The following is a 22,984-nucleotide window of genomic DNA, read 5'->3' on the forward strand; positions in this document are numbered from 1 at the left end:
AGCTCTCAGGTTCCCGTGACAGAGGGGGCGGCGATGCAGGCACGTTAACAGCGTGATGCCGCGCCGTGAACCTCGCCACGGAAGGCCTTTGCATGAGCGACACCGAAACCCTGAACGCGGATGGCGACGAGATCGCAACCGAGACGTTGCCGCTCGACGCATGGCACCGCGCGCGCGGTGGCCGCATGGTCGAATTCGCCGGCTATCACATGCCCGTGCAATATGAAGGCATCATGGCCGAGCATCTGTGGGTGCGCGAGTCGGCCGGGCTGTTCGACGTTAGCCACATGGGCCAATTGGTTTTTCGCGCCGAGGGGCGGGTCGATGTCGTCGCCGCGCTCGAGGGGTTGCTGCCTGCCGATATCGCCGGGCTGGGTGAAGGAAAGCAGCGCTATTCGCTCCTGCTCGCCGAAGATGGCGGCATTCTCGATGATTTGATGGTGACGCGCCTTCCGCTGGCACACCCGTTTGCCGCGCTTGAGGAAGAGGGTGTCTCTGAGCCGACCGGCTGGTCGCCGCTGGACGGCGACACGCCCGATCTCGACAGCCCGCAATTCTACATGGTCGTCAACGGCGCGACCAAGATCGACGACATCGCACATCTGCTCGAATTCCTGCCCGACGGGATCGCGATCAATCATCTCGAAGATCAGGCCTTGCTGGCACTGCAAGGGCCGAAGGCGATCGATGCGATGGCGCGGCTGGTGCCGGGTGTGGCGGATTTGGTGTTTATGACGGCGGGCGCGTTCGAGTGGAACGGCGTGCCGCTGTGGATCAGCCGCTCGGGCTATACCGGCGAGGACGGGTTCGAGATTTCGGTTGCGGCCGAGCAGGTCGAGGCGCTGGCCGACGCGCTGACCGCAGAGCCCGAGGTCAAGCCGATCGGCCTTGGCGCGCGCGATTCGCTGCGGTTGGAGGCGGGGTTGCCGCTGTACGGGCATGATCTCGATCCGGAAACGACGCCGGTCCAGGCCGATCTCGGCTTCGCTTTGTCGAAGCGGCGTCGTGAGGAGGGCGATTTCATGGGTGCGACGCCGATCCTGGCCGAACGCGCTGCGGGTGCCGAGCGTAAGCGTGTCGGTTTGCTGATCGAAGGGCGCCAGCCCGTCCGCGAAGGCGCTACCGTCGTCGATGCTGCGGGCGCGGACATCGGCCGCGTCACTAGCGGCGGCTTCGCGCCGAGCGTCGGCGCGGCGATCGCCATGGCCTATGTGCCGACCGCGCTGTCTGCCCCCGGCACCACGATCCATCTTTCGCAACGCGGTAAGGTCCATAGTGCGACCGTCACCGCAATGCCTTTCATCCCCCACCGCTACGTCCGTGCAGGAGGCGCACAATGAGCCGTTATTTCACCGAAGATCATGAATGGGTCGATGTCGATGGGGACATCGGCATCGTCGGCATTTCCGAATATGCGCAGGAGCAGCTCGGCGACATCGTGTTCGTTGACGTGCCCGAGGAAGGCAAAGAACTGGCCAAGGGCGACGAGGCCGCCGTGGTCGAATCGGTCAAGGCCGCATCGGACGTCTATTCGCCGGTGTCGGGTACCGTGATCGAGGCCAATGCGGCGCTCGGCGATACGCCTGGGCTGGTCAATGAAGATCCTGAGGGAGACGGCTGGTTCTACAAGCTGACGCTCTCCGATCCCGATGAGCTGAACGAGCTGATGGACGAGATCGCGTACCAGGCGTTCGTCGCGAAGCTTTGATGCTGCTTGCAGGTGTCTTGCTTGCGCTGATTGCTCCGCCGGGGGGCGATACGAGCGCGTGTCGCGAAAACCCCTGCGGCGTCACCGAGGTTCTGCCAAATATCCTCGCTTGGGATGGGCGAATTGTCCGTGTCCGGGGATGGCTGCGATGTCCTGGCAACTTCACCTGTCAGTTGGAGCCCAGCGCAACGCCAGATTACGAACACTCCGCCACGATCGATTACGTGAAGGCGATGGAGCCAAAGCTCAAGGCCTTGAACGGCGCGCAAATCGTCTTGCTTGCACGCGTAACCGCTCAATGTTCCGGCGAGGAAATTTGTACTGACCGTGGCCCCGAACTGATCCCGCTTCGTATCGAGCGGGTGCTCGACCGACCCAAGCCCCCAGCAAAGAAGGCGTCTTAATGCGCTATCTACCCCTTACCCAGTCCGACCGCGATGCCATGCTTGGCGTGATCGGTGTCGCCACGATCGATGATCTGTTCGTCGACGTGCCCGAAGCCGCGCGGCTCGACGGGCCGATCCACGGTTTGCCGATGCACGCGAGCGAAATGGCGGTCGAACGCCACATGACAAAGCTCGCGCGGCAGAATCTGACCGCAGGGGAGGTTCCGTTCTTCCTCGGCTGCGGCGCGTACAAGCATCATGTGCCGGCCTCGGTCGACCATCTGATCCAGCGCGGCGAATTCCTCACCGCCTACACGCCGTATCAGCCCGAAATCGCGCAGGGCACGTTGCAGATGCTGTTCGAATTCCAGACGCAAGTCGCGCGGCTGCTCGGGACCGATGTCGCCAACGCGTCGATGTATGACGGGTCGACCGCCTGCTGGGAGGCGATCGGCATGGCACGGCGCATCACCAAGCGCGGCAAGGCGCTTTTGTCGTCGGGGCTGCACCCGCATTACGTCTCGGTCGCCAAGACGATGGCGAAGTTTACAGGCGATGCGCTGGAGACGTCCGCTCCAACGCTCGGTCCCGACACCGACATCGACGCGCTGATCGCGGCGATCGATTCGGACACGTCGTGCGTCGTGGTGCAATATCCCGACATTCTCGGCCGCATCGCCGATCTCAAGCCGCTCGCCGATGCCTGCCACGCGCAAAAGGCGCTGCTGATCGCAGTGGTGACCGAGCCGGTCGCCTTGGGCGCGATCAAATCGCCCGGGGAGATGGATGCCGATATCGTGGTGGGCGAGGGGCAGTCGCTCGGCGTCGGTCTGCAATTCGGCGGGCCGTATGTCGGCCTTTTCGGCTGCAAGGAAAAATATGTTCGCCAGATGCCAGGCCGGCTTTGCGGCGAGACGGTCGATGCCGATGGTCGGCGCGGTTTCGTGCTGACGCTGAGCACGCGCGAGCAGCATATCCGCCGCGAGAAGGCGACGTCGAACATCTGCACCAATTCCGGCCTGTGCGCGCTGGCGTTCTCGATCCACATGACGCTGCTGGGCGAGGCTGGTTTGCGGCAGTTGGCGACGATCAACCACGCCGGTGCGGTCTCTGCCGCAAAGCGGTTGCGCCAGGTTCCGGGGGTCGAGCTCGTCACACCCGCATTCTTCAACGAATTCACGCTGAAACTGCCAAAGGAAGCGCGCCCGGTCGTGCGCACTCTGGCCGACCGCGGCATTCTGGCGGGTGTCTCGCTCGGGCGGCTGTATCCGGGCGAGCCTAAGCTCGCCAACGGTCTCGTCGTCGCGGTGACCGAGACGACCTCGGCGGAGGATGTTGAAACCCTTGCCACCGCACTCCAGGAGATACTGGCATGAGCATCAATGCAAGTGGATGGCGCCCCGAAGCGCCGACTTCGAGTGGCAAGCCGAGCCCGACCACGACCGGCAACAAGGCGCTGATGCTGGAAGAAGCGCTGATCTTCGAGATTGGTGACCTGACCACGACGGGGGTGGATTTCGAGGCCTTTGGCGCTTCTGCGCAGGAGAACACGCTGGCCGGGCTGGAACGATCGCAGCCGATCGGCCTGCCGGGCCTCTCCGAGCCAGAAACGGTGCGCCATTACACGCGCCTGTCGCGGCAGAATTACGGCATCGACCTGGGCTTTTTCCCGCTCGGCAGTTGCACGATGAAGCACAATCCCCGCCTCAACGAGAAGATGGCGCGGCTCCCCGGCTTTGCAGACATCCATCCGCTCCAGCCCGTTGATACCGTGCAGGGCGCGCTCGGCGTGATCAATGAACTTGCGACGTGGCTGATTACGCTGACCGGAATGTATGGCGTGGCAATGACGCCGAAAGCCGGGGCGCATGGTGAGCTTTGCGGGATGCTGTGCATCAAGGCGGCACTCGATGCGCGGGGGGAGGGGCATCGCAAGGTCGTGCTCGTGCCGGAAAGCGCACATGGCACGAACCCCGCGACCGCAGCCTTTGCGGGCTATACGGTCGAGGATATTCCCGCGACCGCAGAGGGCCGCGTGGATACAGCGGCGCTACTCGCGCGGCTCGGCCCCGATGTCGCGGCGGTGATGATCACCAACCCCAACACGTGTGGCTTGTTCGAGCGCGACATGAAGGTCATTTCTGACGCGGTCCATGCGGCCGGCGGTTTCGTCTATTGCGACGGCGCGAACTTCAACGCGATCGTCGGGCGCGTGCGGCCGGGCGATCTCGGTATCGATGCGATGCACATCAACCTGCACAAGACCTTTTCTACCCCGCACGGCGGCGGCGGGCCAGGCTCGGGCCCCGTGGTGTTGTCGGAGGCGCTGGCGCCATTTGGCCCGCTGCCCTTCACCACGCGGATGCCGGACGGGCATATCGCGCTGATCGAGGAGGAAACCGCGGGCAACGACCATCCCCATACTTTCGGCCGGATGTGCGCCTTCCACGGCCAGATGGGCATGTTCACGCGCGCACTGACCTACATTCTCAGCCACGGCGCGGATGGCCTCCGGCAAGTGGCGGAGGATGCCGTGCTCAACGCCAATTATATCCTGCGCAGCCTGGAAAACACGCTGGAAGCGCCGTTCGGTGGATCGGGTCCGTGCATGCATGAGGCGTTGTTCTCGGACAATGGCGTTGCCGACGGCTTCTCGACGATCGACATCGCCAAGGGGCTGATCGACGAAGGCTTCCACCCGATGACGATGTACTTCCCGCTGGTGGTTCACGGCGCGATGCTGATCGAGCCGACGGAGACCGAGTCGAAGGCCGCCCTCGACCAGTTCATTCTCGCGCTACAGTCGGTTGCGGAGCGGGCAAAGGCGGGCGACGTCAGCCTGAAATCGGCGCCGCACTTCGCGCCGCGCAGCCGCCTCGACGAAACTCTGGCGGCGCGCAGACCGGTGCTGGTGTGGAAGGACCCCGAACTGGCGCAGGCGGCGGAGTAAGATGGCGCGAATTGGTCCGGCAGTGCGGCTTTGACCGGTCCCGCGCCATGGATTCCGGCCGAGGCGGGCGGCGCTGAGCGGCGCCACGCACCCGCCACGCTGCGCAACCGCATGGCGATCGCGGACGTGCTGCGCGAGGTGTTGCCGCGGTCAGGCACGGTGCTGGAGATCGCGAGCGGATCGGGCGAGCATGCCGCTTATTTCGCAGGCGAGTTTCCGGCGCTGGCGTGGCAGCCGAGCGACCCGGACGGTGCTGCGCTGACCTCGATCGCGTCTTGGTGCGAGGGGATAGAAAACGTCCTGCCGCCGCTCGACCTCGATGCCGCCGCGCCGGCCTGGCCAGTGTCGGGGGCGGATGCGGTATTGTGCGTCAACATGGTGCATATCAGCCCGTGGGAGGCCACGCTCGGCCTGATGGCGGGCGCGGGGCGGGTGCTGGTGAGCGGCGCGCCGCTGATCCTGTACGGCCCGTTTCTGCGCGATGACGTGCCGACGGCGGCGAGCAACCTTGCCTTCGACGAATCATTGCGCGCGCGGGATCCGGCATGGGGCATCCGCTCGATCGCGGCCGTGGCGGCGGCGGGCACGGGGTTCACGCTTGAGCGGGCGATCGAGATGCCCGCGAACAACCTCATGCTGGTGTTTCGGCGCCGCTAAGTCGTTACCGCCTGCGTCGTCTCGGTCTGGCGGCGGACATGTTCGCGCCAGACGATGTAGAGGCCGCTTGCGACGATGATCGGCGCGCCGATCCAGGTCGCCGGGCCGGGCAGGGTGTTGAACACCAGCCAGCCGAAGAGCGTCGCCCAGATCAGTGAGGAATAATCCATCGGCACCACCACCGACACCGGCCCCAGCCCGAGCGCGGACGTCATCGCCAGTTGCGCAGCACCGCCCAGCAGCCCGACAGCGGCAAGCAGCACCCACGTCTCAAGCGGGTGGCTCCGGAACACGAAGGCGTAGAGAATCCCCAGCGGGACCAGCGACAGCGTCGAGAACCAGAAGACCGTCGTCATCGCGGCTTCAGTCCGGCCGATCTGGCGCAGCAGGATCGAGACGCTGGCGGTCAGCGACGCGGCGATCAGGCCCGTGACCGCACCCCAGATCGGGAAACCGCCGCTGCCCGGCTGCGCGACGATCAACACGCCGCCGAACCCGACCAAAACCGCCAGCCAGCGATGCCAGCCGGTCGGTTCGCGCAAGACCAGCGCGCCCAGGATGGTGGCGAAGATCGGCATGGTGAAGCCGATCGTCGTCGCCTCGGCCAGCGGCAGCGCGAGAATGGTGGCAAAGGTGAAGGCCATGGCGATCAGCCCCATCACCGCGCGCAGCAGATGCGCGGGCATCCGCGTGGTCGCCACCGAGTGTAAGCCGGGCCCGGCCAGGACGATGCCGCCGACCAGCACCGCCGCGCCGAATTGCCGCCAGAACAGGATCTCACCGATTGCCGCGCCGTGTAGCTCGCTCAATTTGATGCACATGTTCATGGCGGCGAACAGCACGACCGAAAGCAATCGCATTCCGATCGCCGTCAGGATGCGGTCGTCGGCTCTGGTCATGGGCGATGCCTGTGCATGACCGGCTCAATGGCCGCACGGACGCAATGAAACAAGCATGTCGCGCGCGAAGTCATTTCGTGCGGGGTGACGGCGGCGCAAAGCCGCGCTATCCGCGCTGCCATGATCAAACGCGCACTCCCCGTCACCCGCGAGGCCGATTTCTCCGCCTGGTACCAATCCGTCATCTCGGAGGCCGATCTGGCCGAGGAGTCAGGCGTGCGCGGCTGCATGGTGATCCGCCCTTGGGGATATGGCATCTGGGAGCGGATCCAGCGGCTGCTCGACGACCGAATCAAGGCGACCGGGCATGAGAATTGCTATTTCCCGCTATTCATCCCGCTCTCCTATTTCGAAAAGGAGGCCGAGCATGTCGAGGGCTTCGCCAAGGAAATGGCGGTCGTTACGCACCACCGGCTGAAATCGGACGGGAAGGGCGGCTTGATCCCCGATCCCGAGGCCAAGCTGGAGGAGCCGCTGGTCGTGCGGCCCACGTCGGAGACGGTGATCGGCATGGCCTTTGCGCGCTGGGTGCAATCGTGGCGCGATCTGCCGGTGCTGATCAACCAATGGGCGAACGTCGTCCGCTGGGAGATGCGCACGCGCATGTTTCTGCGCACGTCCGAATTCCTGTGGCAGGAAGGGCATACCGCGCACGCCACGGCCGAGGAAGCGCGCGACGAGACGCTCAAGATGCTCGAAGTCTATCGCAGCTTTGCCGAGGATTGCCTCGCGCTGCCGGTGGTGGCAGGCGAGAAGCCCGAGAATGAGCGCTTCCCCGGTGCAGTCGCGACCTACAGCATCGAGGCGATGATGCAGGACGGCAAGGCGCTGCAGGCGGGCACGTCGCATTTCCTGGGCACCAATTTCGCACACGCGCAGAACATCCGTTTCCAGAACGACCAGGGCGAGTTCGTCTTCGCCAATACGACGAGCTGGGGTGTGTCGACGCGGATGATCGGCGGGGTCATCATGGTCCACGGCGATGACGACGGCCTGCGCGTGCCGCCGGTGATCGCGCCGTGGCAAGTCGTGATCGTACCGATGCTGCGCGACAACCCTGAGGATGCCGAGATCATCGCCTATTGCAAAAGCCTGCAGGCGGAACTCGCCACGCAGTCCGCGCTGGGCGAGCCGGTGCGCGCCTTGCTCGACCTCAAATTCGGCAAGGCCGCGACCAAGCGCTGGAGTTGGGTCAAGAAGGGCGCGCCGATCGTAATCGAAGTCGGCGGGCGCGACGTGGCGGGCGGCAACGTGTCGGTGATCCGGCGCGACCGGCTGTACCGTGAGGACGGTAAGCTCGATAGCGCGGTGATCGCACGGGGCGATTTCGTGTCGACCGTTTCGGCTATGCTTGAAGACATCCAGACGTCGCTCCACACCGAGGCGCGCGCGCGGTTGAACGCCAACATCACCCCCGCCGCCGACTTCGCTACAGTCGAGCGCCACTTTGCCGAGGGGGTGAAGAACCCCGGCTGGCTCGAAGTGCAATGGTCGAAGCCGACCGGGCCTGCGCTCGACGGGGTGGTCGAACGGTTGAAGGCGCTGAAGCTCACGCTGCGCAACGCGCCGATCGAGCAGGCGGCGGCGGATGGGGCGTGTATCTTTACCGGCGATCCGGCGGTGGAACGCGTGCTTGTTGGCCGGAGTTATTAGTCGATAACGATCCGCGCAAAGTCACATCAAGGTCACACAACCGGCGCTATCGGGCTGCGCTAAAAGTCACAAAGGTTAGGCTAACGAGGCCGGTCTATCGGGTCTCGCGCACAACCGACTGCCCTGGAGACGTGCCCGCAAACGGCGTGACAGCACGTTTCAATGAGCTTGCAAACCTGACTTTGTCGGTATCGATTCCCAACCTATCGTAGACCTATGTGTGTAGGACAGCCCGTTAACTGCGGGGCGATACGGGTTCTTCACGTTGCCGTCGTAGCCTGGCGACATGAGTGCACTCGATGGTATATCGGCGAAGTCTATCCTGCTCGGCGCGGGCGCGCTCGGCGCGGTGCTCGGTGTTGGCAGTGTCGCAATGTCGCCGGAAGGGCGCGCTGCCGTGGCGACGAAAGCCCGCGATGTCGCAGTCGCAACCGGCGTGAAGCGCGCGCGTGAACCGCAGGCGGGCGATCATTGGGGTGGCTGCGATTCGGCGCGCGCGGCGGGCACTGCGCCTATCTTTCGCGGCGAACCCGGCTATCGCCCCGAGATGGACGGCGACGACGACGGGATTGCCTGCGAACCGCCGCGGCGTTGAGACGGGAACGGCCGGCATAACCGCCCGTTCGACAATGCTATCGTGCTGTTGCTTTTGATGTCTCACATTCTTGATCGAGCGCAACGAGCCGGCGACCAAGCCAGTCGGTGCCGACGAGCTCCCGGTACAACGGTTCGCAAATCTGCCGCAATTCGGCCTCGTCGCGCGCCGATACGCGATGGCGCCATTCGCCGACCATCGCCGATGCGTTGCGCACCAGATGTTCGACCTTCCCTTCGGGCGGGATAACGATGTCGCCGCCCGTTGCGTGCGTGACCGCCTCGCGCATCTTCGATGAATAAGCGATGCCGAGCGCCCGTGTCACGCGGTCCATCTCGCCGTGCGGATCCGCGCAGAAATCCTCATGCGACAGAAGAACGGCGGAGTTCGGAAACCGCCGCTGCGTTTCAAGTGCGTGCCGGTTTACGATCCGCCAGAGCAGCCCCGCCTGCGCGGCTTCCGTGGTTGCCATCGCGCGTTCTTCCCGCGAGCAGGACTCCTGTTCGACCAGGTCGTCGAGCCAAACCGCGGCGTCCCATTGCACGCGCCGCAGGGATGCCAGGAAGGCGCCAGGATGGCGCACGGTGAACAGCGCGCGGAAATCATGCTGCTCGATCAGATATTGTGCCGACAGTGTAAGATAAGGACATTTGACGACGATCCGCTGCGGCCGCCGAACGCGCGCCGCGACATATTCGCGGAGCATCGGGGTACCCTTGAACCAGCGTGAAAGGTTTGGGGTCTCGTCGCGCCGTGTGCGCCACTTGGTATTCCTGCCCGCGACGTAGTCGTCGATCACATGCCGCCATCGGCTGCCGGCCCGGTCGGCGGAGGCATACCACCGATCGACGCAAGCGATCCCGCTAAGTGGACTGAAGGGTTCGAACAATTGAGCGGTGCGAGGGTCTGCGCTCAGCAGGTCGCCGAGCAAGGTCGTTCCGCTCCGATGCGTGCCGCATACGACGATACGGTCCGCGGCGACGAGACCACTCGCTCCAGTGGCAGCAGAAATAAATCGATCGAACTGGGCTGACTGCAACAACATTCCCCTAGCGATAGTCATACTTTAGAATGATGTCACCTGATTGACTGTAATAAAGTGTAACGTGGGCGTCTATCCCCTTCGCATACGGAATTGACTCCGCTCGGGTGAACGTCGTAGCCTGCATCTGAAAAGGGGATGGCAGTGCTCGAAGAAGTTCAGCTGGACGCGTATGCGCTTCCGCATAATCACCAAGTCTATAAGTGCTTCCCCGGCGAGGGCTATGCTGCCCTTGAGCGCGGCGGAGGCGCAGCAGGTGGCCGACGGTAAGGTTCGGATCGTTCTGCATGCAGTTGGCGGTGCAGACCCCGGATGCCAGCTAATCGTTGAAGCGGCGGTAGCAGAATATGTCAGATCGTTGGGGCCGGAGAGGCTTTTAGAAGCGTGCGAGTTTGGGAAAAAGGCGCATGTCGATGCCACGCTTTCCAGCAAAGTTCATTTGAAAAAGACGCTCAAGAAGCCTATATAGCCCGGGTGACTACCATGGCCATACCTGCGAACCATCGCGCCAATATCGGCCGGGGAACCATGTTTATCGCGGGGTCGTTAGCAACCGCGCTGGTTGGTGCGCCTGTTGGAATTTACGTCGCAACTCACGCAAATACAATAATGATTGTTCAGCAGCAAACACTCGCGGATCTTCAAAACTTTGAGAACACGGGTGCCCAATTGGACAACCGAGTTAGCGGTATGAGCGATGCCTTGGTCGATGGTCGGGGCGTTAATGACGCACGCCGCGCGCTCCGCGATGCAGTTTCGGCGCACTCATCGGCAGCGTTTGCTCTTCGCGATGATATGGGCGGCGACTACCCTCCCTATGCTACAAAACTGCGCGAGCTTCGCAATTTTGCAGATAAGGCCAATACCCCACGCGAAGGGGTCAAGGTCTTTCAATCTTTGGTCGATTTAATCGCTCTACGAAAGGATGCGGCGGGTCGTATCAAATTGAAAGTTGCTGGAAAATGACAAGCCTGCGCAAAGCCCGAGAAAGCGGCACGATTGCCCAGTTTGCCGCCAAGCGAGAAGCCGACGCTCCCGGTGACGAAGCCGCGTTCAATCGCGCTTTGTCGTCAATGGCCGGAACGTCGAAAGCAGTTCCGGCAGCATCGAAGCCGCGTCGTTCCGGCGATTGAAGCGATACTCAAATTCCTTGGTATAGCGGCCAAGGTATTTCGGGCTGACGCTGACATGCGTGCCGTTGATCGAGCATTTCAGGTGCCGCCAGAAACTTTCGATGCTGTTCGTGCTCGCACCCTGAAACCCGACATACTCGTGCGCGCCGTGGTTGACTGTCATGTGGCGATAGCCTGCCGTGTGCAGCCCGCGATAGCTGTTCAGTTCATCAGTGTGCAGTTCGCCGCCCGGAAGGACGTTGGCAACCACAACCGGCTGTAGAGTGACGCGGCGCTGGTTCGGCACAACCTGCGTGATGATGTCCCCGCCACGTTCCATCATGCCGATCACGACAGTCTTACCAGCCGATCCGCGCATGTGCTTGCCGCGCTGCACGCCGCCTACCAGCGTCTCGTCAACTTCGACCGCCGTGCCAACGCCGCCGATCGGCTCTTCACCGTCAACGTCTGCCATGTGCTGGCGGATCAAACCGGCCATGCGCCATGCGGTCTTATACGTCACACCAAGCTGGCGCTCCAATTCCTTCGCGCTGACACCGTGCCGCGTCGTGGTGAACAGGTGGATTGCGTAGAACCAAAGCTGCAAAGGCGTGCGCGTCTGTTCGAACGGGGTGCCGACTGTGGGATGCAGATGATGGCCGCACCACTGGCACGAATAAGCGCGCTCGGCTTTGATCCGATACCAATTCGAAGGGCGCTCGCACGAGGGGCAAGCGAAGCCCTGTCCAAACCGCACGTTGAACAGATGCGTCAGACAGGTTTCATCGTCAGGAAACTGCTTGAAAAACTGCGTCGTGGTGAGGGGTTTCTGTGCCATGCACCATTATATACCGCATTCGTTCTACGTATGCAAGGGGGATAGACGCCGTAACGTGGCCGAAATGGACCTAATCAGTTGGTCAATCGAACGTTAATACCATGGCGGGCAAGCATGTAAGGACTGTTTCGTTAACGCAACGTTCACTTCAATTGTATGTTACGTTACCGTAACTGTTACTGTGTTAGGGTGACCTGCGACTTCAATGGCGTGCATGGTGTCCGCATCAGTTGCCCAGTCGTCGTGGCATAGCGGTTTGATGCCTGGTCAGGCGCGAGGCAGCGTGACGGTGGCGCATCTCGAGCGACGTTGGGTGGCGTAGGACGCCAACTGCTTGCGGCGATCCGCAGCGTTGTCGAGGTTGAGTTCGGACCCTAGCGTTTTGCTGCGGGCGCCCCGACGTGCGTTTCACCGCGGGCAGCGGCGAGGCGGACCTGGCGGTGGCGCTCAGCCGCAGCCGCACGTTTGGCGGCGTCGCTGGTGGCAGCACACGCGGGGCAAGCGACTCCTTCCTCAAACAGCGGCGACCCGCGGTCTTCCGGGCTCACCGGCATGCGGCAGCCGCGGCAGAGATCGTGCGTTCCGGGGGCGAGGCCGTGGCCCACACTCACCCGTTCGTCGAACACGAAGCATTCGCCGTGCCAGCGGCTTTGCTCCGCTGGCACCTCCTCGAGATATTTCAGGATGCCGCCTTGGAGATGGAAGACGTCGCTCAACCCCTCGGCCTTGAGGAAAGCGGTCGATTTCTCGCAGCGGATCCCGCCTGTGCAGAACATCGCGATCTTCTTCCCTTCGAGCTCGGCACGGTGCGCGCGCGCCCAGGCGGGAAAGTCGCTGAACGCAGCCGTCCGAGGGTCGATCGCGCGTTCGAAACTGCCGACCTTCACCTCATAAGCGTTGCGCGTATCGATGACGATCGTGTCGGGATCGTCGATCAACGCGTTCCAGTCAGCAGGCACGACATACGTGCCAACGCCACTGCGTGGATCGATATCGGGTTCGCCCATGGTGACGATCTCTCGCTTCAGGCGGACCTTGAGGCGGTGGAACGGCATCGTCGCGGCGTCGCTATGCTTGACGGCAATGTCTGCGCAGTCGGGCAAGGTGCGGATATGGGCGATCGTAGCGGCGATGCCGTCGACCGGCCCGGCGATGGTTCCGTTGATGCCTTCGCGTGCGAGCAGCAGCGTGCCCTTGATACCGTTCGCGGCGCACAGGTCGAGCAGGGGTGCGCGCAACGCTGCGGGATCGGGAAAGCGCGCGAAGCGATAGAGCGCGGCGACGTGGATGGGGGCGGGGCGTGTCATAAGGTCGTGCGCTTTACGACAGGATCGCAGGAAACCAAATCGCTTCCCCGGCGAAGGCCGGGGGCCAGTAGCGGAACGATCGAATGTTAGCTAATGCGCCACATTACGTCGATCTTCGCGACTGGGCTCCGGGCTCCGCCTGGGAAGCGCAGAAAAGATGGTGCGCGCGCCAGCGCGCCTGTGCTCGCTACGCCGCCTTCAAAGACTGCATGTCGATGACGAAGCGATATTTGACGTCGCTTTTCACCATCCGGTCATAAGCGGCGTCGATATCCTGGATGTTGATCATCTCGATATCGGAGGTCAGGCCGTGCTTGACGCAGAAATCGAGCATGTCCTGCGTTTCGGCGATACCGCCGATCAACGATCCGGCAAGCGCACGGCGCTTGAAGATCAGATTGCCGACGCTGGGGGAGGGATGCGGCGTCTCGGGTACGCCAACCAGAGTCATCGTCCCGTCGCGCTTGAGCAAGACGAGAAACGGATCGAGGTCGTGGCTTGCGGCCACGGTGTTGAGGATGAAATCGAAGCTGCCGAGATGCTCGGCCATCGCATCGGCGTCCTTCGACACGATCAGGTCGGTCGCGCCGAGGCGCTTGGCATCGTCGCGTTTGCCCGGCGAGGTGCTGAAGACATAGACTTCGGCACCCATCGCGGCGGCGATCTTGACCCCCATATGACCGAGGCCGCCGAGGCCGACGATGCCGACCTTTTGCCCCGGGCCGACCTTCCAATGGTGCAGCGGCGAATAGGTGGTGATTCCGGCGCACAGCAGCGGTGCCACCGCGGCGAGATCTGCCTCGGCATGCGTCACCTTCAGCACGAAATCCTGCTTCACTACGATATGGTCGGAATAGCCGCCCATCGTGTGGCCACCCGAAACCGTGTCGGGGCCGTTATAGGTGCCGACGAAGCCGGTCGTTTCGCAATATTGCTCTTCGCCGTCGTTGCACGACGGGCAATGGCCGCAGCTGTCGACCATGCAGCCGACGCCGGCGATGTCGCCGACCGCGAATTTGGTGACGTTCTTGCCGACGGCGGAAACGCGCCCGACAATCTCGTGGCCGGGCACGCACGGATACAGCGTGCCGCCCCATTCCCCACGCACGGTGTGGAGATCGGAGTGGCATACCCCGCAGAACAGGATGTCGATCGCGACATCCTCGGCACCGGGATCACGGCGGTCGAAGGTGAAGGGCGCGAGCGGCGCGTGGGCGACGTGCGCCGCAAAGGCGTGCGTTGTGGTTGGCATGGTTGATCTTTCAGAGCCGGCGCGGCGCGCGGGCGGAATTCTGGGCAAGGCAGCCCAGGCAGTGGTAACCAGCAAGCACCCGCCATCGTTCCAGCGTCAGCGCGGGAAAGTTGCGTTCCACCACGCCGTGAGCCGTGCGCGCTCGGCTGCGGTTACATGCAGGCCGAGTTTGCTCCGCCGCAGCAGGACGTCGTCGGTGCTGCGCGCCCATTCGCGGTCGTGGAGCCAGCGGGCCTCGACTTCGGTGAGCCCGCCGCCGAGATCGACGCCCATCGCGGCTTCGTCGGCGATCCCTTCCAGCAGCTCGGGCAGCATCGATCCGTAGGCATGTGCCATCCGTTCGGCGCGCGCTGCACCCAGGAAAGGCCAAGTTGCCTGCACGTGCGCGATGAAGCTCGGCAGATCGGCGATCGCGCCGCCGGGGAAAACGCGGACGCGGGTGACCGGATGCGCCTTGAAGCCCATTGGCGCGGCGAGCTTCTCCAGCGCTTCCTCGGCCAGGTGCCGCGCGGTGGTGATCTTGCCGCCAAACACGGACAGCAAGGTCGGGCCGTTGGTGTCGAGTTCGAGCACGTAATCGCGCGTGACTTCCTTGGCCTCGCTTGCGCCGTCGTCATAGAGCGGACGCACGCCGGACCAGGTCGAGGTGACGTCGGCGGGGCTGATCTGCTTGATGAAGTGGCGGTTCACCGCCTCGCACAAATAGGCAATCTCGTCGGCGTCGATCTGCGCATCCTCGGGCGCATCTACGGGCACGTCGGTGGTGCCGATCTCGGTGAAGTCGCCTTGATAGGGGATGGCGAAGACGATGCGGCGGTCGGGTTGCTGCAGGATATAGGCGTGGTCGCCCTCGAACAGTTTGGGCACGACGATATGGCTGCCCTTCACCAGCCGCACGCCCGATGCGGCGTTGACGCCGAGCCGCCCGAGCAATTGATGGACCCACGGGCCGGCGGCGTTGACCATCGCGCGCGCGGTTACCTCGCGCCCATCAGACAGCGTTGCACGCCATACATCGCCCTCGCGCCGCGCGGATTCGAGCGCGGTGCCGACCAGGATCTCCGCGCCGTTCGCGGCGGCATCGACCGCGTTGAGCACGGTCAGGCGCGAATCGTCGACGAAGGCGTCGGAATAGACGAACCCGCTCGATCCACCCTTTAGCGGGGCGCTGAACGCGGTGTCGGACTTGCGTAAGCCCCGCGAGCGCGGGAGCGACATCTTGCCGCCGAGGAAATCATAGAGATAGAGCCCGATCCGCAGCATCCACCACGGCCGCACCGAATTTTCCTGCGGCAGCACGAATCGCAACGGATGGATGATGTGCGGGGCGGCCTTCACCAGCCGTTCCCGTTCCCGGAGCGCCTCTGCGACCAGTTTGAAGTCGTAATATTCGAGATAGCGCAAGCCGCCATGGATGAGCTTGGTCGACGCCGACGAGGTGTGCGCGGCAAGATCGTCGCGCTCGACCAGCAGGATTTTCAGGCCAAGCAGCGACGCTTCGCGCGCGATTGCGCAGCCGTTGATGCCGCCGCCAACGATAAGCAGGTCATATGTCATCGCTGTCACCTAGCGGGACAGGTAGGGCGTGTCACCCGCCGTTGCGACGCCGGATGATCGCGGCCTGTTGACCGTCAGCGAGTCGCACTGTATGCGCACCCCCGCTCGACTGGGAGTTTGCTTCCGGATGAGTGCCTGAACATTGCTGGATGCATTCCAGGGTCCGGGGGGCGATTCGCCTCTGTCGGTCCCTTTTGTATTTCGAGCTTCCGGCTCCAGCAAAGTAACCAATTTCTCAAGGTGAAGAGATTCATGCCGACGATCAACCAGCTGGTCCGCAAGGGCCGCGAACAGCAGAAGGCCAAGAACAAGGTCCCTGCGATGGAAGCGAACCCGCAGAAGCGCGGCGTTTGCACCCGCGTCTACACGACGACCCCGAAGAAGCCGAACTCCGCACTGCGCAAGGTGGCCAAGGTCCGCCTGACCAACCAGCGCGAAGTCATCAGCTACATCCCCGGTGAGGGCCATAACCTGCAGGAGCATTCGGTCGTGCTGATCCGCGGCGGTCGCGTTCGCGATCTTCCCGGTGTGCGCTACCACGTTCTGCGCGGTGTGCTCGATACACAGGGTGTCAAGGATCGTCGCCAGTCGCGTTCCAAGTACGGCGCCAAGCGTCCGAAGTAAGCCGGTCGGCTTTTATAGCCGATCCCAGATGGCTGAAGTTTAGAAGGAAGAATTGAAATGGCACGTCGTCGTCGCCCAGAAAAGCGCATCATCCTCCCCGATCCTAAATATGGTGATGAGGTCCTCTCGAAGTTCATGAACTCGGTTATGCTCGACGGTAAGAAGTCGGTCGCAGAACTGATCGTGTACGGCGCGATGGAAACCGTCGAGCAGCGCGCTAAGAAGGATCCCGTCGCGGTTTTCCACGATGCGCTCACCAACGTGAAGCCCGGCATCGAAGTCCGCAGCCGCCGTGTCGGTGGTGCGACCTATCAGGTCCCGGTCGAAGTGCGCCCCGAGCGTGCCCAGGCTCTGGCGATCCGCTGGTTGATCACGGCCGCGCGCGCGCGCAGCGAGAACACCATGTCGGCACGCCTTTCGGGTGAGCTGATGGACGCCGCCAACAACCGCGGCAACGCGGTGAAGAAGCGTGAAGATACGCATCGCATGGCCGAAGCCAACCGCGCCTTCTCGCACTATCGCTGGTAACAGCGGATTCGATCGCGCCGCTGGTAACAGCAGCGCAATCGGCCTGTTGCCGATGACGTTTAGTACCTATATCGGGCAGGCCGGGGCATAGCTCCGGCCTCTCCACATTCCCAAGGAACCGATCATGGCCCGCAGCCATCCGCTCTCAATGTACCGCAACATCGGCATTATGGCGCATATTGACGCCGGCAAAACGACGACGACCGAGCGGATTCTGTATTACACCGGCAAGTCTTACAAGATCGGCGAAGTGCATGAAGGCACCGCGACGATGGATTGGATGGAGCAGGAGCAGGAGCGCGGGATCACGATCACGTCCGCTGCCACGACCTGCTTCTGGAACGACCACCGCATCAACATCATCGACACCCCCGGCCACGTCGACTTCACGATCGAAGTCGAGCGTTCGCTGCGCGTGCTCGACGGTGCGATCACGTGCTTCGACGGCGTTGCCGGCGTTGAGCCGCAGTCGGAGACGGTGTGGCGTCAGGCCGACAAGTATAAAGTTCCGCGGATGTGCTTCGTCAACAAGCTCGATCGCACCGGCGCCGACTTCTATTTCTGTGTTGATTCGATCGTCGAGCGTCTCGGCGCGCGGCCTGCGGTGCTGTATCTGCCGATCGGCATGGAGAGCGATTTCAAGGGCCTGGTCGATCTGGTCGAGAACCGCGCGATCATCTGGCTTGAAGAGTCGCTGGGTGCGAAGTTCGAATATCAGGAGATCCCTGCGGATCTGGCCGAAAAGGCCGCCAAGTATCGCAGCGATTTGATCGAAATGGCCGTCGAGCAGGACGACGACCTGATGGAGGCCTATCTCGAAGGTACTGAGCCGACGGTCGCGCAGCTCAAGGCGCTGATCCGCAAGGGCACGCTGAATTCCTCGTTCGTGCCCGTGCTGTGTGGCTCGGCGTTCAAGAACAAGGGTGTCCAGCCGCTGCTCGACGCGGTGATCGACTACCTGCCGTCGCCGCTCGACGTGCCGGCGATCGACGGCCTCAAGCTCGACGGCGTGACGCCCGACAGCCGTGCGGCTGCCGATGACGCGCCATTCTCGGCGCTCGCCTTCAAGATCATGAACGATCCGTTCGTGGGTACGCTGACCTTTGCCCGAATCTATTCGGGCAAGCTGGAGACGGCGTCGTCGGTGACCAACTCAGTCAAGGACAAGAAGGAAAAGGTTGGCCGCATGCTGTTGATGCATGCGAACGACCGCGAGGATATCCAGATCGCCTATGCAGGCGACATCGTGGCATTGGCGGGTCTTAAGGACACGACGACGGGCGATACGCTGTGTTCGCAGGCCGAGCCGATCATTCTCGAGCGGATGGAATTTCCGGAGCCGGTCATCGAAGTCTCGGTCGAACCCAAGACCAAGGCCGACCAGGAAAAGATGGGCATCGCGCTCAACCGTCTTGCACGCGAGGATCCGTCGTTCCGCGTTTCGACCGATCACGAATCGGGCCAGACCCTGCTGAAGGGCATGGGCGAGCTCCATCTCGAGATCATGGTCGATCGCATGCGTCGCGAGTTCAAGGTCGAGGCAAACGTCGGCGCGCCGCAGGTGGCGTATCGCGAATACCTCGCCAAGCCGGTCGAGCTGACCTACACCCACAAGAAGCAGTCGGGTGGTTCGGGCCAGTTCGCAGAAGTCCGCGTCAAGCTGACGCCGGGCGAGCGCGGTTCGGGCTTCGTCTTCATCGATTCGGTGAAGGGCGGCAACGTGCCGAAGGAGTATATCCCTTCGGTCGAAAAGGGCATGCGCGAGACCGCGATGACCGGCTCGATGATCGGCTTCCCGATCATCGATTTCTCGGTCGAACTGACCGACGGCAAGTATCACGACGTCGATTCGAGCGCGCTGGCGTTTGAAATCTGCGCGCGTGGTTGCATGCGTGAAGCCGCGCAGAAGTCGGGCATCAAGCTGCTCGAGCCGATCATGAAGGTCGAGGTCGTGACGCCCGAGGATTACCTGGGTGACGTGATCGGCGATCTGAACAGCCGTCGTGGCCAGATCCAGGGCACCGACAGCCGCGGCAACGCGCAGACGGTCGAGGCGATCGTGCCGCTGGCCAACATGTTCGGCTACGTCAACCAGCTGCGCTCGTTCACGCAGGGGCGCGCGCAGTACAGCATGCAATTCTCGCATTATGACGAAGTGCCGTCGAACGTGGCGGACGAAGTGAAGGCCAAGCTCGCCTGAGGCGTATCGCGCTAAGGGCTGGCGTTATCTGAAATAGGTCGTTAAGGGCGCGCCTTCGCGTGGAGCCCTGAAGGCCGCGAACCGAATCAATCAAGGTAGGAAATCATGGCGAAAGCAAAGTTCGAGCGGAACAAGCCGCATCTCAACATCGGCACGATCGGCCATGTCGATCATGGCAAGACCTCGCTGACGGCTGCGATCACCAAGGTGCTCGCCGAGACCGGTGGCGCCACCTTCACCAGCTATGCGAACATCGATAAGGCTCCTGAGGAGCGCGAGCGCGGCATCACGATCTCGACCGCACACGTCGAGTATGAGACGCTGGCACGTCACTACGCGCACGTCGATTGCCCGGGCCACGCCGATTATGTGAAGAACATGATCACGGGTGCCGCTCAGATGGACGGCGCGATCCTGGTCGTGTCCGCAACCGACGGCCCGATGCCGCAGACGCGCGAGCACATCCTGCTCGCACGCCAGGTCGGCGTGCCGACGATGGTCGTGTTCATGAACAAGGTCGATCTGGTCGACGACGAGGAAATCCTCGAGCTGGTCGAGATGGAAATCCGCGAGCTTCTGTCGAAGTATGATTTCGATGGGGACAACATCCCCGTCATCCGTGGTTCGGCTGTTGCAGCGCTCAACGACGTCACGCCCGAGATCGGCCATGATGCCGTGCTCCGCCTGATGGAAGCTGTCGACACGTACCTGCCGCAGCCCGAGCGTCCGCTCGACAAGCCGTTCATGATGCCGATCGAGGACGTCTTCTCGATCTCGGGTCGTGGTACGGTCGTCACCGGCCGCGTCGAGACCGGCATCGTCAAGGTTGGCGAAGAAGTCGAAATCGTCGGCATCAACGACACGCGCAAGACCACGGTCACGGGCGTCGAAATGTTCCGCAAGCTGCTCGACTCGGGCCAGGCTGGCGACAACATCGGCGCGCTGATCCGCGGCGTTGGCCGTGAAGAAGTCGAGCGTGGTCAAGTTCTCTGCAAGCCCGGCTCGATTAAGCCGCACACCGACTTCTCGTCGGAAGTGTACGTGCTGTCGAAGGACGAGGGTGGCCGTCACACGCCGTTCTTCGCCAACTATCGTCCGCAGTTCTACTTCCGCACGACCGACGTGACCGGCACCGTCGAGCTGCCTGAGGGCACCGAGATGGTCATGCCAGGCGACAACATCGCACTCGGCGTCAAGCTGATCGCACCGATCGCCATGGACGTCGGCCAGCGTTTCACCATCCGTGAGGGTGGCCGTACGGTAGGTTCGGGTATCGTCAGCGGTATCTCGGCCTAAGACGTAAAAAAATACTGCCGCCCCGGTCGCCGAAAGGCAGCCGGGGCGGTTGCTATTTGTGAGAGGCTCGGCTAGTGGCCCGCCTCTGATTTTGGTTTTAACAGCAAGAGCCCCGAAGCCGTACGACTTACGGGGCCCGCTCTTTCGCATCGGTAGGGACTATGGACAGCAATATCCGCATTCGTCTTAAGGCGTTCGATCATCGCGTGCTTGATCAGGCGACCGGCGACATCGCCGACACCGCACGTCGCACCGGCGCGCTGATCCGTGGCCCCATTCCGTTGCCGACGCGCATCGAGAAGTTCACCGTGAACCGCGGTCCGCACATCGACAAGAAGTCGCGCGAGCAGTTCGAAGTCCGCACCTATAAGCGCATGCTCGACATCGTTCAGCCGACGCCGCAGACGGTCGACGCGCTGATGAAGCTCGATCTCGCCGCTGGCGTTGACGTGGAAATCAAGCTCGCGTAAGAGCGCGCCTCCACAGAGATTCGGTGCCGCCTTCTGCGGCACCAGATAGATGGGATACCGCCAGGTTCGCCTGGGTCTGCGTCCCCCGACACGCTCCACCGCCCACGCGGGGAGCACCAGCCCGGGTCGGGGCCGCAGTATAAAATAAAGTTTGGGCTGAGTACGCACCCTACGGAATGGTCCGTGGGGTGCCTCTGCATTGAATGGAGCATTGATCATGCGCACTGGCGTGATCGCGAAAAAGATGGGGATGACCCGCTGGTTCCAGGACGATGGGCGCCATGTGCCCGTGACCGTTCTGGCACTGGAAAATCTGCAAGTCGTGGCCGTTCGCGAGGCCGATAGAGACGGGTATGTCGCAGTCCAGCTGGGCGCGGGTACCGCAAAAGCAAAGAATGTCGCCAAGCCGCAGCGTGGCCATTTCGGCAAGGCCGAAGTCGAGCCCAAGGCGAAGCTGGCTGAATTCCGCGTTTCCGATGACGCCGTGCTCGAAGTTGGCGCGACCATCTCGGCCGACCATTATGTCGCCGGCCAGATCGTCGACATTCAGGGCGTGACGCAGGGCAAGGGTTTCCAGGGCGGCATGAAGCGCTGGGGCTTCGGCGGTTTGCGCGCGACGCACGGCGTTTCGGTTTCGCACCGTTCGCTCGGTTCTACGGGGCAACGCCAGGATCCGGGCAAGGTCTTCAAGAACAAGAAGATGGCCGGGCACATGGGCGACAAGAACCGTACCCAGCAGAACCTCGAAATCGTTTCGACCGACGTCGAGCGTGGTCTCATCTTCGTCAAGGGCTCGGTCCCTGGTTCGAAGGGCGGCTGGTTGCTCGTCAAGGATTCGGTGAAGGTCGCACGGCACGCAGATGCGCCGTACCCCGCCGGTCTTCGCGCCGTTGCGAACAATAACGACACCGCTCCCGCCGAGACGCCTGCTGACGTCGCGACCGTGGATGCGACCGACGGCCAGGAGGGCTGATCATGAAGGTTACATCTCAGTCTTTCGATGGTGCGACCGGCACGGACATCGAGCTCAACGACGAGGTCTTCGGCCTCGATCCGCGCGCCGATATCCTGCACCGTGTTGTCACATGGCAGCTCGAAAAGCGTCGTGCGACCGCACGCGGCACGCGTGAGCGTGCCGACGTCGCTCGCACCGGCAAGAAGTTCGGCAACCAGAAGGGCGGCGGTACCGCCCGTCACGGCGATCGCCGCGCTCCGGTGTTCGTCGGTGGCGGTAAGGCGCACGGCGCCCGCGTCCGCGACTTCAACCCGTCGCTGAACAAGAAGGTTCGCGCGCTCGGCCTCAAGATGGCGCTTTCGAGCCATGCCCAGGCCGGCACGCTGATCGTTATGGACAGCCTGGCGGTTGCCGAGAACAAGACCAAGACGCTGATCGCGGATTGGGCGAAGCTCGGAACCGGCAAGACCGCGCTCGTCATCGACGGCGACATGGTCGACACCAGCTTCGCTTTGGCCGCGGGTAACTTGCACACGATCAACGTGCTGCCGGCCGCTGGTGCCAATGTTTATGATATCCTGAAGCACGACACGCTGGTCCTGACCCGCGCTGCCGTCGACATGCTGGAGGCGCGCTTCAATGGCTAAGCCAAAAACCGCGATCGACGCGCGTCATTATGACGTGATCGTCGCACCGCACATCACCGAGAAGGCGACCTTGCTCAGCGAGCATAACGCCGTCGTGTTCCGCGTCACCAACGACGCGACCAAGCCGCAGATTAAAGCTGCGGTCGAGGCGCTGTTCGATGTGACCGTGCTGGGCGTCAATACGATCGTCCAGAAGGGCAAGACCAAGAAGTGGAAGGGCGCGCCCTACACTCGCTCCGACATCAAGAAGGCGATCGTGACGTTGAAGGACGGCCAGTCCATCGACGTGACGACGGGGATCTGATCCG

Annotated in this window: 24 protein-coding genes; 18 read left to right on the plus strand and 6 right to left on the minus strand. The window is 62.9% G+C overall.

The annotated features are described in order from the left end of the window. The first annotated feature begins 92 nt into the window (after window positions 1-92). Genes gcvT through HMP06_RS01030 form a run of 6 tightly spaced genes read left to right on the plus strand, consistent with a single transcriptional unit; the run spans window position 93 to window position 5,701 of the window. Entirely contained in the window at window positions 93-1,340 is a 1,248-nt protein-coding gene (gene gcvT / locus HMP06_RS01005; protein WP_176495401.1) for a glycine cleavage system aminomethyltransferase GcvT, read from the plus strand. Then, on the plus strand, window positions 1,337-1,708 hold the full coding sequence (gene gcvH / locus HMP06_RS01010; RefSeq protein ID WP_176495402.1) for a glycine cleavage system protein GcvH: 372 nt from the start codon (window positions 1,337-1,339) through the stop codon (window positions 1,706-1,708). The genes gcvT and gcvH overlap by 4 nt, the downstream gene beginning before the upstream one ends. Next, window positions 1,705-2,112 (plus strand): hypothetical protein, encoded by a 408-nt coding sequence (locus tag HMP06_RS01015; RefSeq protein ID WP_176495403.1) that lies wholly within the window; start codon window positions 1,705-1,707, stop codon window positions 2,110-2,112. The genes gcvH and HMP06_RS01015 overlap by 4 nt, the downstream gene beginning before the upstream one ends. Then, the gene (gene gcvPA, locus HMP06_RS01020) at window positions 2,112-3,470 is read left to right on the plus strand and encodes an aminomethyl-transferring glycine dehydrogenase subunit GcvPA (RefSeq protein WP_176495404.1); all 1,359 of its coding nucleotides are present in this window, start codon (window positions 2,112-2,114) and stop codon (window positions 3,468-3,470) included. The genes HMP06_RS01015 and gcvPA overlap by 1 nt, the downstream gene beginning before the upstream one ends. Further along, the gene (gene gcvPB / locus HMP06_RS01025) at window positions 3,467-5,044 is read left to right on the plus strand and encodes an aminomethyl-transferring glycine dehydrogenase subunit GcvPB (protein ID WP_176495405.1); all 1,578 of its coding nucleotides are present in this window, start codon (window positions 3,467-3,469) and stop codon (window positions 5,042-5,044) included. Before gcvPA ends, gcvPB begins: the two co-directional genes overlap by 4 nt. Window positions 5,045-5,074: 30 nt before the next feature. Next, a complete protein-coding gene (locus HMP06_RS01030) occupies window positions 5,075-5,701 on the plus strand; it encodes a DUF938 domain-containing protein (protein WP_269473391.1) in 627 nt (208 codons plus the stop codon). On the opposite strand, the gene HMP06_RS01035 is transcribed toward HMP06_RS01030, so the two are convergent. Further along, window positions 5,698-6,600 carry a DMT family transporter gene (locus HMP06_RS01035; protein WP_176495406.1) on the minus strand — a complete coding sequence of 301 codons (903 nt, stop codon included), beginning with the start codon at window positions 6,598-6,600 and terminating at the stop codon, window positions 5,698-5,700. The genes HMP06_RS01030 and HMP06_RS01035 overlap by 4 nt on opposite strands. A gap of 120 nt (window positions 6,601-6,720) precedes the next feature. Between HMP06_RS01035 and proS the strand changes: the two genes are divergently transcribed. Together proS and HMP06_RS01045 are read left to right on the plus strand one after the other, a co-directional pair. Beyond that, on the plus strand, window positions 6,721-8,253 hold the full coding sequence (gene proS, locus HMP06_RS01040) for a proline--tRNA ligase (RefSeq protein ID WP_176495407.1): 1,533 nt from the start codon (window positions 6,721-6,723) through the stop codon (window positions 8,251-8,253). A 286-nt stretch (window positions 8,254-8,539) separates the two neighbouring features. Further along, window positions 8,540-8,848, plus strand: a complete 309-nt coding sequence (locus HMP06_RS01045) for an excalibur calcium-binding domain-containing protein (RefSeq protein WP_176495408.1) — start codon at window positions 8,540-8,542, stop codon at window positions 8,846-8,848. A gap of 37 nt (window positions 8,849-8,885) precedes the next feature. Here the strand turns inward: HMP06_RS01045 and HMP06_RS01050 are convergent, their stop codons facing one another. Further along, window positions 8,886-9,911: a sulfotransferase gene (locus HMP06_RS01050; protein ID WP_332103019.1), complete on the minus strand. Its 1,026-nt coding sequence runs from the start codon at window positions 9,909-9,911 to the stop codon at window positions 8,886-8,888. 202 nt (window positions 9,912-10,113) lie between these two features. On the opposite strand from HMP06_RS01050, the gene HMP06_RS01055 reads away from it, so the two are divergent. Together HMP06_RS01055 and HMP06_RS01060 are read left to right on the plus strand one after the other, a co-directional pair. Further along, the gene (locus HMP06_RS01055) at window positions 10,114-10,359 is read left to right on the plus strand and encodes a hypothetical protein (RefSeq protein ID WP_176495410.1); all 246 of its coding nucleotides are present in this window, start codon (window positions 10,114-10,116) and stop codon (window positions 10,357-10,359) included. Window positions 10,360-10,364: 5 nt separating this feature from the next. After that, window positions 10,365-10,856, plus strand: a complete 492-nt coding sequence (locus HMP06_RS01060) for a hypothetical protein (protein WP_176495411.1) — start codon at window positions 10,365-10,367, stop codon at window positions 10,854-10,856. Window positions 10,857-10,943: 87 nt separating this feature from the next. Here HMP06_RS01060 and HMP06_RS01065 read toward each other — a convergent pair whose 3' ends face one another. The 4 genes from HMP06_RS01065 to glpD all read right to left on the minus strand — a co-directional run bounded on the left by HMP06_RS01065 (window position 10,944) and on the right by glpD (window position 15,956). Then, window positions 10,944-11,840: an IS1595 family transposase gene (locus HMP06_RS01065; RefSeq protein ID WP_232089802.1), complete on the minus strand. Its 897-nt coding sequence runs from the start codon at window positions 11,838-11,840 to the stop codon at window positions 10,944-10,946. A 374-nt stretch (window positions 11,841-12,214) separates the two neighbouring features. After that, window positions 12,215-13,147, minus strand: coding sequence for an oxygen-dependent tRNA uridine(34) hydroxylase TrhO (trhO, locus tag HMP06_RS01070; RefSeq protein WP_176495412.1), 933 nt, complete (start codon window positions 13,145-13,147; stop codon window positions 12,215-12,217). A 187-nt stretch (window positions 13,148-13,334) separates the two neighbouring features. Beyond that, entirely contained in the window at window positions 13,335-14,399 is a 1,065-nt protein-coding gene (locus HMP06_RS01075) for an NAD(P)-dependent alcohol dehydrogenase (protein ID WP_176495413.1), read from the minus strand. Between the two features lie 96 nt (window positions 14,400-14,495). Beyond that, window positions 14,496-15,956 (minus strand): glycerol-3-phosphate dehydrogenase, encoded by a 1,461-nt coding sequence (glpD, locus tag HMP06_RS01080; protein WP_176495414.1) that lies wholly within the window; start codon window positions 15,954-15,956, stop codon window positions 14,496-14,498. Between the two features lie 252 nt (window positions 15,957-16,208). Between glpD and rpsL the strand changes: the two genes are divergently transcribed. The 8 genes from rpsL to HMP06_RS01120 all read left to right on the plus strand — a co-directional run bounded on the left by rpsL (window position 16,209) and on the right by HMP06_RS01120 (window position 22,980). Further along, window positions 16,209-16,580, plus strand: a complete 372-nt coding sequence (gene rpsL / locus HMP06_RS01085) for a 30S ribosomal protein S12 (protein WP_176495415.1) — start codon at window positions 16,209-16,211, stop codon at window positions 16,578-16,580. Window positions 16,581-16,637: 57 nt separating this feature from the next. Beyond that, window positions 16,638-17,108: a 30S ribosomal protein S7 gene (gene rpsG, locus HMP06_RS01090; protein WP_176495416.1), complete on the plus strand. Its 471-nt coding sequence runs from the start codon at window positions 16,638-16,640 to the stop codon at window positions 17,106-17,108. A gap of 124 nt (window positions 17,109-17,232) precedes the next feature. Further along, window positions 17,233-19,308, plus strand: coding sequence for an elongation factor G (gene fusA, locus HMP06_RS01095; protein ID WP_176495417.1), 2,076 nt, complete (start codon window positions 17,233-17,235; stop codon window positions 19,306-19,308). 105 nt (window positions 19,309-19,413) lie between these two features. Further along, window positions 19,414-20,604, plus strand: a complete 1,191-nt coding sequence (tuf, locus tag HMP06_RS01100; RefSeq protein WP_176495418.1) for an elongation factor Tu — start codon at window positions 19,414-19,416, stop codon at window positions 20,602-20,604. A gap of 161 nt (window positions 20,605-20,765) precedes the next feature. Next, window positions 20,766-21,074, plus strand: a complete 309-nt coding sequence (gene rpsJ, locus HMP06_RS01105; protein ID WP_007406109.1) for a 30S ribosomal protein S10 — start codon at window positions 20,766-20,768, stop codon at window positions 21,072-21,074. 217 nt (window positions 21,075-21,291) lie between these two features. Continuing rightward, window positions 21,292-22,047 (plus strand): 50S ribosomal protein L3, encoded by a 756-nt coding sequence (gene rplC, locus HMP06_RS01110; protein ID WP_176495419.1) that lies wholly within the window; start codon window positions 21,292-21,294, stop codon window positions 22,045-22,047. Between the two features lie 2 nt (window positions 22,048-22,049). Further along, entirely contained in the window at window positions 22,050-22,676 is a 627-nt protein-coding gene (rplD, locus tag HMP06_RS01115; protein WP_176495420.1) for a 50S ribosomal protein L4, read from the plus strand. Beyond that, a complete protein-coding gene (locus HMP06_RS01120; RefSeq protein ID WP_176495421.1) occupies window positions 22,669-22,980 on the plus strand; it encodes a 50S ribosomal protein L23 in 312 nt (103 codons plus the stop codon). Before rplD ends, HMP06_RS01120 begins: the two co-directional genes overlap by 8 nt. The last annotated feature ends 4 nt before the right edge of the window (window positions 22,981-22,984 follow it).

It is taken from the genome of Sphingomonas sp. HMP6, from assembly GCF_013374095.1.
In the GTDB taxonomy this organism is placed as follows: domain Bacteria; phylum Pseudomonadota; class Alphaproteobacteria; order Sphingomonadales; family Sphingomonadaceae; genus Sphingomonas.